General features: G+C 69.1%; 13 protein-coding genes. 5 read left to right on the forward strand and 8 right to left on the reverse strand.

Annotated elements, in window-relative coordinates:
- Genes E3U26_RS23410 through E3U26_RS23425 form a run of 4 tightly spaced genes read right to left on the reverse strand, consistent with a single transcriptional unit; the run spans position 1 to position 2,709 of the window.
- A complete protein-coding gene (locus tag E3U26_RS23410; protein ID WP_499106847.1) occupies positions 1 to 1,569 on the reverse strand; it encodes a hypothetical protein in 1,569 nt (522 codons plus the stop codon).
- A gap of 9 nt (positions 1,570 to 1,578) precedes the next feature.
- Positions 1,579 to 2,085, reverse strand: coding sequence for a hypothetical protein (locus E3U26_RS23415; protein ID WP_499106849.1), 507 nt, complete (start codon positions 2,083 to 2,085; stop codon positions 1,579 to 1,581).
- Position 2,086: 1 nt separating this feature from the next.
- Positions 2,087 to 2,449, reverse strand: a complete 363-nt coding sequence (locus E3U26_RS23420) for a DsrE family protein (protein ID WP_499106850.1) — start codon at positions 2,447 to 2,449, stop codon at positions 2,087 to 2,089.
- Positions 2,450 to 2,478: 29 nt separating this feature from the next.
- The gene (locus tag E3U26_RS23425; RefSeq protein WP_036760382.1) at positions 2,479 to 2,709 is read right to left on the reverse strand and encodes a sulfurtransferase TusA family protein; all 231 of its coding nucleotides are present in this window, start codon (positions 2,707 to 2,709) and stop codon (positions 2,479 to 2,481) included.
- 321 nt (positions 2,710 to 3,030) lie between these two features.
- Here E3U26_RS23425 and E3U26_RS23430 point away from each other — a divergent pair, with 321 nt between their 5' ends.
- Positions 3,031 to 4,233 (forward strand): aminotransferase class V-fold PLP-dependent enzyme, encoded by a 1,203-nt coding sequence (locus E3U26_RS23430; protein WP_499106852.1) that lies wholly within the window; start codon positions 3,031 to 3,033, stop codon positions 4,231 to 4,233.
- A gap of 129 nt (positions 4,234 to 4,362) precedes the next feature.
- Here the strand turns inward: E3U26_RS23430 and E3U26_RS23435 are convergent, their stop codons facing one another.
- Entirely contained in the window at positions 4,363 to 5,469 is a 1,107-nt protein-coding gene (locus E3U26_RS23435; protein ID WP_499106853.1) for a transglutaminase-like domain-containing protein, read from the reverse strand.
- A 403-nt stretch (positions 5,470 to 5,872) separates the two neighbouring features.
- On the opposite strand from E3U26_RS23435, the gene E3U26_RS23440 reads away from it, so the two are divergent.
- Both E3U26_RS23440 and E3U26_RS23445 read left to right on the forward strand, forming a co-directional pair.
- Positions 5,873 to 6,442: a UGSC family (seleno)protein gene (locus E3U26_RS23440; protein ID WP_499106855.1), complete on the forward strand. Its 570-nt coding sequence runs from the start codon at positions 5,873 to 5,875 to the stop codon at positions 6,440 to 6,442.
- Positions 6,439 to 7,530 (forward strand): hypothetical protein, encoded by a 1,092-nt coding sequence (locus E3U26_RS23445; RefSeq protein WP_499106857.1) that lies wholly within the window; start codon positions 6,439 to 6,441, stop codon positions 7,528 to 7,530. Before E3U26_RS23440 ends, E3U26_RS23445 begins: the two co-directional genes overlap by 4 nt.
- A gap of 44 nt (positions 7,531 to 7,574) precedes the next feature.
- Here E3U26_RS23445 and E3U26_RS23450 read toward each other — a convergent pair whose 3' ends face one another.
- A complete protein-coding gene (locus E3U26_RS23450; RefSeq protein WP_499106859.1) occupies positions 7,575 to 8,564 on the reverse strand; it encodes a LysR family transcriptional regulator in 990 nt (329 codons plus the stop codon).
- 69 nt (positions 8,565 to 8,633) lie between these two features.
- Entirely contained in the window at positions 8,634 to 9,407 is a 774-nt protein-coding gene (locus tag E3U26_RS23455) for an SDR family oxidoreductase (protein WP_499106860.1), read from the reverse strand.
- A 220-nt stretch (positions 9,408 to 9,627) separates the two neighbouring features.
- On the opposite strand from E3U26_RS23455, the gene E3U26_RS23460 reads away from it, so the two are divergent.
- Both E3U26_RS23460 and selB read left to right on the forward strand, forming a co-directional pair.
- Positions 9,628 to 10,656 (forward strand): TRAP transporter substrate-binding protein, encoded by a 1,029-nt coding sequence (locus tag E3U26_RS23460; protein ID WP_499106862.1) that lies wholly within the window; start codon positions 9,628 to 9,630, stop codon positions 10,654 to 10,656.
- A 188-nt stretch (positions 10,657 to 10,844) separates the two neighbouring features.
- A complete protein-coding gene (gene selB, locus E3U26_RS23465; protein WP_499106864.1) occupies positions 10,845 to 12,620 on the forward strand; it encodes a selenocysteine-specific translation elongation factor in 1,776 nt (591 codons plus the stop codon).
- Position 12,621: 1 nt separating this feature from the next.
- On the opposite strand, the gene E3U26_RS23470 is transcribed toward selB, so the two are convergent.
- Positions 12,622 to 13,409, reverse strand: a protein-coding gene (locus E3U26_RS23470) for an IS5-like element ISPme2 family transposase (RefSeq protein WP_088238952.1) whose coding sequence is annotated in 2 segments (ribosomal slippage) — positions 12,622 to 13,073 and positions 13,073 to 13,409 — 789 coding nt in all. Because the reading frame shifts where the segments join, the coding sequence is not laid out codon by codon here.
- Between the last annotated feature and the right edge of the window lie 53 nt (positions 13,410 to 13,462).

Here is a 13,462-nt window from a genome sequence, read left to right on the forward strand (position 1 = left end):
TCAGCTGCGGCGGTGGGCCAGTTCATAGCCGATCGCGCCCGAGGCGATCACCGCCACGGCAAGCGCCAGCAGCAGCGCGGGCGACAGCGGCGCCCCGGCCGGGACCGGCACCACCGAGGCGGTCATCGGCGCAGCCGCCGGGGCCGGGGCCACGCCGCCCTCGGGCCTGGCCAGCGTTTCCAGCGCGACCTGGGTGCCGTAGCTGCGCGTCAGCAGCGCCCGGCCCAGATCCTTGAAGATCGACTGGCCGGTGACGCGGCCCTGTCCCAGCACCAGGTCCACATTGGCGATCTGCGGCCCGCCCAGATCGGCCGAGCGGTTGCCCTGCCTGTCCTCGACATGCCAGGAGGTGACGTGATCGCCCTCGATGCTGTTGACCACGACCTTGAAATAGCCCTCGGGCCCGTCGACGGACTGGCCGGGTTTCAGGCGGATTTCCTGCTTGTTGGTCAGCATGAAGCCGAAGGCGTGGCCGGTCGGGCAGGTCACGGGCCAGACCGCGAAACGCGGGTCGCGGGCGAAATCGGCGCCGTAGTCGAAGGCGAAGGCATCGTCGTAGACCTTGAGACTGACCTTGCCGCCCTCGAACGCCGCGGGCCAGGGCGACAGGAACGCCACCACGTCGCCATGTTCGAAGACCAGCGCCTTGCGGGCGTCGTGGTCCTCGATCAGCCGGTCGGACAGCACCGGGCCGAGGGTCTTGGCGGCGACGACCTTGCCGGCCTCGACCAGTTCCACCGTCGCGGTGCCGGCGGCTTCATCCACCGCGGCGACGCGCAGGGTCTGCCCGCCCATGGTCCAGGCGTCGCCCGGCGCGGCGAGGCCCTTGAACACCTCGGTCTCGGCATAGGTCATGCGGTCCATCCGCACCCCGGCCAGCCAGTCGAACACCAGCGCCTCGCGGCTCATCTCGCGCAGCTTGCCCTGGTTGTAGAGCTGGGCGAAGGAATTGCCCCACCAGTTCGGTTCCGTGGTGGAAAAGGCGGGCGAGCCGAAGGCCCATTCCCAGTCGAGGCCGGAAATGGTGCGCACATGCAGGGTGTGGTTCACCATCTGCTCGTGCCCGATGCTGGCGTAATAGTGATAGACGGTGCCGCCTACCGCCACCGCCTGGCCGGCGGGGATGGTCACGTCCCTGTGCAGCACCACGGTCATGTCGTAGTCGATATAGGTCGCGGTCCGGCCCAGGATCGGCACCTTCTCGCCGCGCAGGGCGACCTCGCCGCCCCAGCTGTCCTCCAGATAGGCCAGCCCGCCCGGCGGGATGACGACCTCGCCGTTCTCGACCCGGCTCTGGCGGATCAGCACGCTGTCATGCTTCAGCGAGCGGCGGTCGAAGTCGTCGAAGGTTTCGAGCCCCTGATGCAACCCCGGCAGGCCCGCGACATAGGCCGGGTTCACCCCGCGCTCGGTCGGCAATGAGAACGGGGGCGGGGCGATCTCGGCCGCGGCCATGGGGTTGGCCAGGGGCCAGCCGTCCCTGGGTGGGATCAGCAGGGCGGAATCCTCGGCATGGACGGGGGTGGCAAGGGCGGCCGCGCAGGCGAGGGAAAGGAAGATGCGTTTCATGGCCATCCCCTATGGATTCACGCGCCGCGCGGGCAGCGTGCAGGATCCGGCCCGGCGCGAGAGGAACAGCATCCCCCAGCCGGTCAGGGCCAGCGTGTTCACCAGCAACAACCATTTCGGCACGCCCGCCAGTGCCGATCCGATGACGCCGAGGCCCACCACCGACAGCACCGGGGCAAGGCAGGACACGCAGACCGCGCCAAGCGCCATCAGCCCGCCGCCCGCCGCGATGGCGCCGCCGCCCCTGCGGCCGGTCCGCAGCGCAAAGACGGCGAAGGCCACCGCCACGCCCACCGTGGCCGCCGTCAGATATTCCTGCTTGCGCAGGAAGCTGACGGCGAAGGCGCGGTTGCGGTCGAAGGTCAGGGTGCCGGAGGCGACGAACTCTTCCGGCAGGAAGCCGCAGTCGAGCGCGTCGGCGACCGACCTGGGCATCTCGAACAGCAGGAACGACAGGCCGACATAGGCGGCGCAGGCCAGCACGAAGGCCGCGAGCATGGGTTTCCAGCGGGTCATGTCAGTAGCAGATCGAGGGGGCGCCGTCGGACATGAACTCGACCAGCTTGGCACCGCCCACCACCTTGGCGCCGGCGATCAGCTTGTCCTCGTGCAGCCCGCGCTTCTTGAAGCAGGGCGAGCAGACGTAGATCTCGCCCCCGGCCTCGGCAAAGCTGGCCATCAGCTCGGCAAGCGGCGCGAAGCCTTCCTCGTGGATGTCGTCGGCATAGCCTTTCTGCGACAGCCGGGTGCCCTCGATGGACAGAAAGACGACGGCCTCCTTGTCCGAGGCGACGGCGGCATTGGCCACCACGAAGCCGACGGTGGCCTTGTCGGTATTGTCGCGGGCGCAGCTGATCGAGACGACGAATTTTCCGGGCATGGGTTTCTCCTGATTGATGCGGGTCGGGTTCAGCTCCAGTCGTCGCGCGACCGGATCCAGAACGAATGGGTGGCCGGGTCGTGGCGCAGCAGGTCGCAGCGCGTCATGCGGCACCAGGCGGGAATGTCCTCGGGCGCGCCGGGATCGGTGGCGACGACGCGCAACACCCGCCCCGGCATCTTGCGCAAGCGGATGCGCAACAGCACCACCAGCTCGCCGCAGCCGAGCGCGCCGGCATCGAAGACGGTTTCGTCGGTCATTCCGGCTGGTCCTTGGCCAAGGCCCGGCAGCCGGATCGGGGCGATCCGGGGTTCGGGGCGGGATGGGGATGATGGAACGGCTCAGGCGGCCTTTGCGGCACCGCGCGCGGTCAGGGCGTGTCCAGCTAATCCATCTGCAAGGCTCCTCCCTCGCATTGTCGCCTGCAGCTTGGTCGGGCCGGGCAAGGCTGTCAACCAAGGGCACAGCCCCGCCTATGAATGGCATAGGGGCGGCTGCTTGTTGCGCCCTGGCCTTGCGCCGTGGTTGGGTTCATGCATGCCCGCCCGCATCGGCGGGCGCGACCAGGAACGGAGAGACCCATGATCGAGACGCTGGAGCTGCGCGGTGACTTCCCGATCCTTGCGCGCAGGGTGAACGGCAAGCCGCTGTGCTATCTGGACAGCGCCTCTTCGGCGCAGAAGCCGCGGGCGGTGCTGGATGCGGTGATGTCCGCCTATGCCGAGGATTATTCCAACGTGCATCGCGGGCTGCACCACCTGTCCGCCGTGATGACCGAGCGCTACGAATCCGTGCGCGGCATCGTCGCCGATTTCCTGAACGCCGATGAGGACGAGGTGATCTTCACCTCGGGCGCGACCGAGGGGATCAACCTGGTCTCTGCCGCCTGGGCCGCGCCGCGGCTGGGGCCGGGCGACGAGATCGTGCTGACCGCGGCCGAGCATCACGCCAATGTCGTGCCCTGGCATTTCCTGCGCGAACGCCAGGGCGTGGTGCTGAAATGGGTCGATTTCGATGCCGGCGGCTGGCTCGACCCGCAGGCGGTGATCGACGCCATCGGGCCGCGGACGCGGCTGGTCGCGGTCACGCATATGTCGAACGTGCTGGGGGTCGAGGTCGACTTGGCCGCCATCTGCGCCGGCGCGCGGGCGTGGGGCGTGCCGGTGCTGGTCGATGGCGCGCAGGGCGCAGTGCATGCGCCGGTGGACGTAAAGGCCATCGGCTGCGATTTCTATGCGCTGGCGGGGCACAAGCTCTATGGCCCCTCGGGCTCGGGCGCGCTGTGGGTCCGGCGCGAGCGGGCGGCCGAGATGCAGCCCTATCGCGGCGGCGGCGACATGATCCGCGAGGTCACGCGCGAGGCCGTGACCTATGCCGCCCCGCCCCTGCGGTTCGAGGCCGGAACCCCGGCGATCGTCGCCCAGATCGGCCTGGGCGCCGCGCTGCGCTATCTCGGCGGCATCGGCATGGCGCGCATCCGCGCGCATGAGCAGGCCCTGGTCGCCCATGCGCAGGCGGAACTGGCCAAGGTGCCGGGGATCGAGCTGTTCGGCATGGCGCCGGGCAAGGGGCCGCTGTTCTCGTTCCGGCTGGAGCGGGTGGGATCGCCGCAGCGCCTGGCGGCGCTGCTGGACCAGGAGGGCATCGCCGTGCGCGCCGGCTCCTTCTGCTCGCAGCCGCTGATGGCGGCGCTGGGGGTCACGGCGCTGTGCCGCGCCAGCCTGGGCCTTTATACCACGCGCGAGGACATCGACCGGCTTTGCGCCGCGCTCTGCGCCCTGTGACCCTCGAAGCCGCCTGACATGCCCCGCCGGTGCGACAGGCCGGCGGCGGGGGTGAGGCCGAAAGACGCCCCGCTGCGGCCCTTGGACAGGCAGGCATCCGGGAACGGAACGCCTGCCCGAGGGGGTTGCTCAGACCTCTTGCGCGGTCATCTCGTAGGAGAATGCCTTGGCGTCCAGCTCGTCCAGCCGTCCCTGGGCGTTCAGGCCCTGCGGATACATCAGGAAGGGCAGGGCCGGGGCGCCGTTCGCGCCGGGCAGGGCCACGTCGCTGGCGGTGTTGTAGGCGACCCAGTTGCCTTCCCAATTGCCGAAAAGCGCCGCGTTGACGGGTGCGACCAGCGGGTCGGCCGGATCCTTGATCCAGCGGTCCGTCTCGGCCCGCATCACCTTCAGCACGTCCGCCGGGTCCATCGCCACCCAGCCGTGGCCCGCCAGCCAGACTTCGGCCCGGCAATGCTGCGCGCCGGTCACGTCGGGGCTGTTCGCGCCCAGCTGCTTGTAGCCGAAGGCCGAGGGCGCCACCCGCACGCCGTAGATGTCGCGCGCCGGCACGCCCGAGGCGCGGGCAAGACCCACGAAAAGCCCGTTCAGGTCGGCGCATTTGCCGCCAAGGCCCGCGCTGGTCAGCGTGGCCTGGATGTCGCCGGGGCCGCAGCCGGGGGTGTCGAGGTTGCGATGGCAATTTGTGACGATCCAGGCATAGATCGCGGCGATCTTCTCGCGGTCGGTGGTGGCGCCCTGGGTGATCTCGCGCGCGCGGTCCAGCACCACGCCGTCCAGCGGCTTGAGGCTGGAGCCCCGCAGCGCGGCTTCCAGCACCGCCGGGTCTTCCTGCACCTCCGAGATGCGGCTCCAGTCCACGGTGCGGTTGAGGGTCTGGATGCGGCTGACCAGCTCGACCGTGGGCTCGGCGACCGAGGCGTCGAAGCGCGCGTGCAGCATCCGCGCCCCGCTGGCCGGATCGGTGACGAAGGCGGCTTCGCTGGCATTGCCGGTCACGCTGTCGTCCAGCGAGCGCTGGTAGTCCGACTGGGCCGAGGGCACCGGCAGCCAGATCTGCGCGGGGCCCTGCGGCGCAAGCCTGACCCGCGTGCGCAGCTCGAAGCTGCGCCAGTCGCCGGGCGCGGGGGCGAAGCCGCGGGGTTCGGGCGCCGCCCGCAGCAGGCCCGGCACCGCGGGGATCGCGGCGGCGGCCAGGGCGAGTTTCAACAGGTTGCGTCGGCTGGTGCTGGGCATGGTCTGGTCCTCTGTTTGCGGGAGGGTGCCGGGATGATGCGGGGTGCTGCCGCAACTGCCATCGGAACCTCCGACGTTGCACGGGGTCGCGTTCGGCTGGACAGCCACGACACATGCAGCCTAGTCGGCGGCGGCCGGCACCGTCAACGAATCTGAAGAGGGCCTATGAATGCCATAGGAGCCAGGGGAGGTCGTTCCGGCATGTCGCCGGCCTTGCCCCATGCGAGCGCCCGCGCCGCGCCGGTCCAGGGCCGGGCCTGTCCCCCCGCCATGCCTAGGCGCGCCGCGGCTTTGGCATAGGGGGCGCCTATGCGGCCCGCTCGGCGATTGCCTCACGGGCCGTTCTGCCGGATCATCCAGGGCACCAGGGCCATCGCGCCCCCCGCGTTTTCAGGAGGGAACCATGACGGAACGACTGTTTATCCATGACCCGCGCGCCAAGGCCCGCGATGCCGCGGCGCAGCTTTATCCCAAGATCAACGGCTTGCAGGGCAAGACAATGGTGGTGCTGAACAACCACTGGACCTGCATGGACGAGATGATCGACCATCTGGGCGCCGCGCTGAAGTCGCGCTATGGCGTCAAGGACGTGATCCAGTTCGACGTCCCGGTCAGCACCGCCGTCGACGAGGCCGTGATCGCCGAGGCCGCCCGGCTGGGCGATTTTGCCGTCGTCGGCCTGGCCAACTGAGGCTCATGCACGTCGTGGAGTGTCCATGACTGCATCGAATTGACCAAACGCGGAATCCCCTCGGTCGTCTTTGTCACCGAACGCTTCACCGCGCTTGCCAGGATGGCGCGCACGGGACGGGGAATGCCGGATCTGCCCACCATCGTCTTTCCGCTCAACCCGCAATTCTATGCGGAGGGGGAGGTGGCGCGCGTCACCGAAACCATCGTCGAGACCTATGTCGGCCTGATCGCACCGGGCGCTGTCGGGTTGGGGCGGCAAGGCGGGGGAGATACGGAATGAACCAGCAGAACGCCGCCATGATCGAGGCGCCGGCCGATCCGGCCGAGCTGTTCGACACGCTCTATCGCATGGGACTGACCGACGGCATGCCGGTCATCCCGCCCACCGACGACCTGGTGCAGCGGTTCATCGCCGCATCGGGCCGGCCCGGCTCGGACGAGATCGCCGTGATCCCGCCGGCCAACCATCTGGCCACCGTGACGGGGATCGCGGTGAACGCCGTCATGGCCGGCTGCCTGCCGGAATACATGCCGGTGCTGATCGCGGCGGTCGAGGCGCTGGTCGAGCCGCAGTTCAACCTGTTCGGCGTCGCCACCACCACCAACCCGGTCGGGCCGCTGATCCTGGTCAACGGCCCGGTCCGGCAGCAGCTGGACCTGAACTGCGGGCGCAATGCGCTGGGTCCGGGGCGGCGGGCGAATGCCACCATCGGCCGGGCGATCCGGCTGATCATGCTCAACATCGGCGGCGCCATCCCCGAAGAGGTGGACAAGGCCACCCTGGGCCAGCCGGGCAAATACACCATGTGCCTGGGCGAGGCCGAGGAGGAAAGCCCCTGGGTGCCCTTGCATGTCGAGCGCGGCTTCGAGCCGGAGGACAGCACCGTCACCGTGGTCGGCGTGCAGGACATCGGCAACATGTTCGTGTGCTTCCAGCAGGCCGAAAGCATCCTGCGCACGCTGGCCAGCGGCATGGTGTCCTTTGCCGCCAACAACATGCTGCTGGGCGAAGGCAACCCGATCCTGTTCCTCAATCCCGGCCATGCCGACCTGCTGGCCAAGCAGGGCTACGACAAGCCGCGCATCCGCGAGGAGCTGTTCCGCCGCGCCACCTTTCCGGCCAGCGAACTGCCCCAGGAGGTCAGCGCGGTCGAGCAGAACTCGCGCAACATCATCGACGGCAGGAACATGGTCACGGCCAGGGCCGAGGACATCCTGATCGCGGTGGCGGGGGGGGCCCGAGGCCTATCACAACTCGTATTGCGCGACCTTCGGCAACATGGCGGTGACGAAGAAGATCCGGCTGCCCTGAACCAGGCGCGGGGTGCGCCCCGGCGCACCCTGACACGTCCCCGAACAAGGTTATGAAAACGTGTCCCTGCTGGGCGCGCCCCGGCGCACCCTGACGCGCCTCAGTCGCCGGCCGGTTTCAGCAGCCGCGCCTTCAGGCGATAGCGGGCGATCATCTCGGCCAGCACCGACAGGATCATCCGCTCGACCAGCAGGCTGGCCGAGGAAACCGGCCGGTCGCGCCGGCGCAGCAGATAGGCGGTATGGGTCGGTGCCGGTTCGCGGAAGGGGACCAGCACCAGCGTTCCGTTCGCCACCTCCTTGACCACCGCGGCATGGGACAGGACGATATGCGCGCTGGCCCGGCTGGCGAATGTCACCAGGCTCAGCAGCGAATCCAGCTCCAGCAGCGGCTTCAGTTCGCATTTATGCGCCTTGGCCAGGCGATCCAGCATCAGCCGCATCGGGTTCTGCTTTGCCGGCAGGACCAGCGGCAGATCCGCCAGGCGCTGGAAGGCGATGGCCTTCTGCGCCAGGCCGTCGATGACCGGGCTTTCGCTCCAGTTGTCCGAGGCGGCGACCAGGAACAGCTCTTCCTCGAAGATCGGCTGCGCGGCGAAGGCGTCGAAATCCGCCCCGCCATAGCAGACCGCAAGGTCCAGCGCGCCGCTGGCCAGCTGCTCCAGCAGGACCGTGGTGGTCGCCTCGGTGATCTGCACGCGGATGTCGGGATGCTCGTGGGCGATGCTGTCGGCCAGCGGCACCGCCATCAGCCCGGTCAGCGTCATCGGCAGGCCGACCGCGATCTCGCGCCGGCTCTGGTGGCCCAGCTTCTGGACCTGCTCCAGCGCGGTGTCGATGGTGTCCAGCACCTGCCGCCCGGTCTCGGCCAGGGTGGCGCCGGCCTCGGTCAGGATCACGCCATGCTTGCCGCGCACCAGCAGCGCGGTGTCGAGATCCTGTTCAAGCCGGGACAGCGCCTCGGACAGCGAGGGCTGGGCGATGCCCAGCCGGGCGGCGGCGCGGGTGATGCTGCCGCATTCCGCCACCATGGCCACGTAGCGCAGCTGCCGCAGCTCCAGCCGCGGCGGCTTGTTGTCCACGGCCGTCATGGCCGGGCATGTCCGGCAAGCGCCGGTATGGCTGGTCGGGACATGCCGCGCCTCCTCCGCCCGCAACGGTCAGGCGAGCATTTGCAGGTCGCCGTCGATGCTGATCGCCTGCCCCGAGATCGAGCGCCCCCGCGGCGAGGCCAGATAAGCGATCATGTCAGCCACCTCCCCGGCCTTCAACATCCTTTTGATCGAGGCATGGGCCAGCCAATCCTGCGCCACCGCCTCGGGGCTGCGGCCCTGCGCCTGGGCATTCGCCGCCAGCACGCGCTGCAGCCGGTCGCCGTCGACGATGCCGGGCAGCACCGCGTTGCAGCGGACCCCCGCCGGCCCCAGCTCGCGCGAGAGCGTGCGGGTCAGGCCCAGGATGCCCGATTTCGCCGCGGCATAGGCCGAGCGGTTGGTAAAGCCGAACTTCCCCGCCGCCGAGGACAGGTTGACGATCGAGCCGTTCGCCGAGCGCCGAAGATGCGGCACGGCAAAGCGGCAGCAGTAATACTGCCCGAACAGGCAGACCCGCAGGCAATGTTCCCAGGCCGCGATCTCGGTTTCCTCGACCGGGGCCAGCGGCCCCGAGACGGCGGCATTGTTGACGAGACAGTCGAGCCCGCCCATGGCCTGCACCGCCGCGGCCAGCATCCGCTCGACCGATTGCGGGTCGGCCACGTCGCAGGCGCCCAGCGAGAGCCCGTCCTGCCGGCCAAGCCGGCCAAGCGCCGCCTCGTCGATGTCGCAGGCATGGACGCGCGCGCCTTCTGCCAGGAAACGGCGCACGATTTCCGCGCCCAGCCCCATGGCGCCCCCGGTGACGACGACGCGCAACCCCTTGATGTCCAGATCCATTGCCGCCCCTCCCCTCGTCATGGCCCGGTTCCCCGCAAGCCTAGCGGCCTGGCGGTGGCGGGGAATACCGGCGCGGCCCGATGTCGATCATAGGCGGTGCCTATGCAGGTGCTTTCGTCGTAGGTGCGCGCTGGAAATTGCCGCATCATCCCTGCGTCCGGGTGGAGGAGACGCCCGATCGCCAGGCCCCGGCCGGCGAAGACAGATCAGGGAGGACATCATGATTTCATGGAAAGCCGTGTTCCGACAGGGCAGCCGCCTCGCCGGTCCCGCCGCGGCGCTGGCGCTGCTGGCCGGGCCCGCGATGGCGGAGGACACGATCACGCTGAAGGTCGCGCATCTGCTGCCGGCGGATGTCTATATCTGGAAGCAGGGCGGCCAGGTCATGACGGACGAGATCACCGCCAGGACCGGCGGCCGCGTCCGCTTCGAGGTCTATCCGGCGGGCCAGCTGGGCAAGGACATGCTGTCGGTGCTGTCCTCGGGCATCGCCGACATCGCCTTCTTCGTCCCGCAATATTCCCCCGACAAGCTGCCGCTCTCGACCGCGGGCGAGCTGCCGGGGCTTTACGATTCGTCCTGCGAAGGCACGCATATGGTCTGGGACATCGTGAAGCCCGGCGGCCTTCTGGGCGACAGCGAATACAAGGCGCAGGGCATGCGCGTGCTTTTCGCCAACGTGATCCCGCCCAACGTGCTGATGACCACCAGGATCCGGCCCGAGGGGATCGAGGCGATCAAGGGGCTTAAGATCCGCGCGAACGGCAATGCCGTCGGCAAGACCGCCAGCCAGCTGGGCGCCGTGCCGATCCAGGCCCCGGTGGGCGAGCTTTACGATTCGCTCAGCCGCGGGACCATCGACGGGACGTTCTATCCCTATGTCAGCCTGCCCGACTTCGACCTGGAGAACCTGCTGAAATACTCGGTCCACGGCCCGCGCTTCGGCGGCAACCTGGTCGGCTTCGCCATCAGCGAGGCCAGCTGGAACAAGCTGCCCGAGGACGTGCGGCAGATCGTGGCCGAGGCCGGGCTGAAGGCGCAGGACCAGCTTTGCAGCTACGAGGATCGCGAAACCCTGGTGATCCGCGACCGGATCGTGGCCGAGAACGGCCATAGCGTCGTCGAGCTGACCCCCGAGCAGATCGTCCAGTTCGAGGAGAAATTCGAGGGCGTGGTCGCCGCCTGGGCGCAGGACATGACCAAGGCCGGGCTGGACGCGCAATCCGTGCTGGACGCGCTGAAGCAATAGCCCTGGGGGCGCGGTCCCCGTGCCGGATGGGCCAGGGGTGACCGCGATGCCCCCGTGGCCCGCGCGGCCCGCCGGGGCCGGACGCAAGCCGGATCATCGACAACAATGGAGCGTGCCATGGTTTCCCGCAGCGCCATCTTTCTGCGCAACGGCCTGCCGCATCGGGCCCGGCCCGTGGCGGGGCGGCCATGATCGTCGCCACGGCCGGCCATATCGACCACGGCAAGACCACGCTGGTCCGTGCCTTGACCGGGATGGAGACCGATCGGCTGAAAGAGGAAAAGGCCCGGGGCATCTCGATCGAGGTCGGCTTTGCCCATCTGCCGCTGGACTGTGGCCGCATGCTGAGCTTCATCGACGTGCCGGGGCACGAGCGCTTTATCCGCAACATGCTGGGCGGGGTCTATGCGGTGGGCCATGCCCTGCTGGTGGTGGCGGCCGACGACGGGGTGATGCCGCAGACCCGCGAGCATCTGCATATCCTCGGCCTGCTCGGGCTGCGCGACGGCACGGTGGTCATCACCAAATGCGACCGGGCCGGCCCCGACAGGATCGCGCAGGTCCGCGCCGAGGTCGACGAGCTGCTGGAAAGCGCGGGCTTCCCGCCCTTTCCGCAGATCGCCGTCTCGGCAACGACCGGCGCGGGGATCGGGGCGCTGCGGCATCGGCTGGCCGAGGTCGCAGCCCTGGAAAGCCCGCCGGGAAGGCCGGATGGCGCCTGGCCGCGCTTTGTCGTGGACCGCGTCTTCGTCGCCGCCGGCAGCGGCACGGTCCTGCGCGGCACCCTGCTGGCGGGAGAGGTGCGGATCGGCGACAGCCTGCTGGTCAGCCCCGCCGGCATCCGCGGCCGGGTGCGCAAGCTGCAGCGCCACGGCCAGCCGGTCGAGCTGGTCCGCGCGGGCGAGCGCTGCGCGATCAACCTGGCCAATCTCGACCATGCCTCGGTGGCGCGTGGCGATTGGCTGGTCCACCCCGAGGCCGATCACGTGACCGACCGCATCGACGTGCGCATCCGGGTTCTGCGGGGCGAGGCGCGGGCCCTGGCGCATTGGACGCCGCTGCATCTGCATATCGGCGCCGCCGACATCCCGGCCCGGCTGGCGCTGCGCCGCGGCGGCGCCATCGAGGCCGGGCAGGAGGCGCTGGCACAGCTGCGGCTGGATCGCCCGGTCCATGCCGCGCATGGCGACCGGCTGATCATCCGCGACCAATCGGCCAGCCGGACCATCGGCGGCGGCTTCGTGGTCAATCCCTTTCCGCCCTCTCGCCGCAGCCGGCGGAGCGCGGTTTTGCAGGCGCTGGACGGCCGCGACCGGCGGGCGGGCTTGCTGGCGCTTCTGGACGGCCTGCCGGACGGGGTGCCGATGGACTGGTTCGCCCGCATCCACACCATGCCGCTGCCGCAGGCGCTGGAGCTGCTGCCCCAGGGGGCGCCGCTGACCAGGACGCGCATCCCCACCGCCTTTTCCTTCATGCGCGCCGAGCGGCTGGGCCTGCGCGCCGCCGAGGCGGTGGCGCGCTTTCACGCCGCCCGGCAGGATGCCAGCGGGATCGAGCTGAGCCGGCTGCACAAGGAAATCGCGCCCGGACAGGAGGCCGAGGTCTTTGCCGACCTGGTTCGGCAATGCGCCGCGGGCTGGGGGCTGGAACTGGTCGGCTCGCAATTGCGGCTGGCCGGCTTCGATTCCACGGCAAACCCGCAGGACAAGCAAAGCTGGTCGCTGATCTGGCCGATCCTGGAAGATGCCGGCTTCCAGATCCCCAGCGCCCGCGAACTGTCGGTCCAGACCAGCATCCCCTTGCAGAAGGTCCGCGACCTGCTTCACCGCAAGGCCGCCCTGGGCGAGGCGGTCAAGATCACGCCCGAGCGCTTTGCCCTGCCCGAAACCGTCGAGACGCTGGCCCGCAAGGCGGCCGAGACGGCGCGGCGGTCCGCGGACGGGCTGTTCAGCGCCGCGGACTAGGTCATGTTGACAAATGGCGGAGCCAGAGGCGGATCGACGTGATGTCGATGAAGCCCAGGAAGCTTTCGGCGGTCTTGTCGTAGCGGGTGGCGACGCGACGGGCATTCTTGAGCTTGTTGAAGCACCGCTCAACGAGATTGCGCAGGCGGTAGAGCCTGCGGTCAACGGCGACCCGTAGCTTCCGGGTTTTGCGCATGGGGATGACCGGCACCACGTCGCGCACCTCCATGGTCTTGCGGATGTTGTCGGAGTCGTAGCCGCGGTCTGCGAGCAGAACGCTTGGCTCGGGCAGGTTGTCAGCCATGACCAGATCGAAGCCGAGGTAGTCCGATGTCTGCCCGGCCGTGATCTCGGTTCTCATGGGCAGGCCTGCCGCATTGACCCGCAGATGGATCTTGGTCGTGAAGCCACCTCGCGAGCGGCCGAAACCTTGGCGCGGAGTCCCCCTTTTGCGCCCGCTGCCTGATGATGAGCGCGAACCACGGTGCTGTCGATCATCTGCAGCGCATCCGGCACGATCCGGCTCTCGTTCAGCGCCTCCAGGATCTGTTCCCACAGCCCCGCCAACGTCCAGCGCCGGAACTGCCGATAGACAGACGACCATTTGCCGAACTCTTCCGGCAGGTCGCGCCAGGGCGACCCCGTTCGGGCGATCCAGAAAATCCCATCCAGAACAAGCCGATGGTTCGTGGGCTTGCGGCCGTTCGGAGAACGGACAGCCAGGATGAAGCGTTCAAAGAACGCCCACTCGTCGTTCGACATCAGGTTTCGTGCCACGCTGGTCTCCATTGCAGATACCAGCTTGAATCACGATCACCGCGCCCGGTGAATCCCTTTTGTCA

Source organism: Paracoccus ferrooxidans, assembly GCF_029909815.1.
Lineage (GTDB): Bacteria > Pseudomonadota > Alphaproteobacteria > Rhodobacterales > Rhodobacteraceae > Paracoccus > Paracoccus versutus.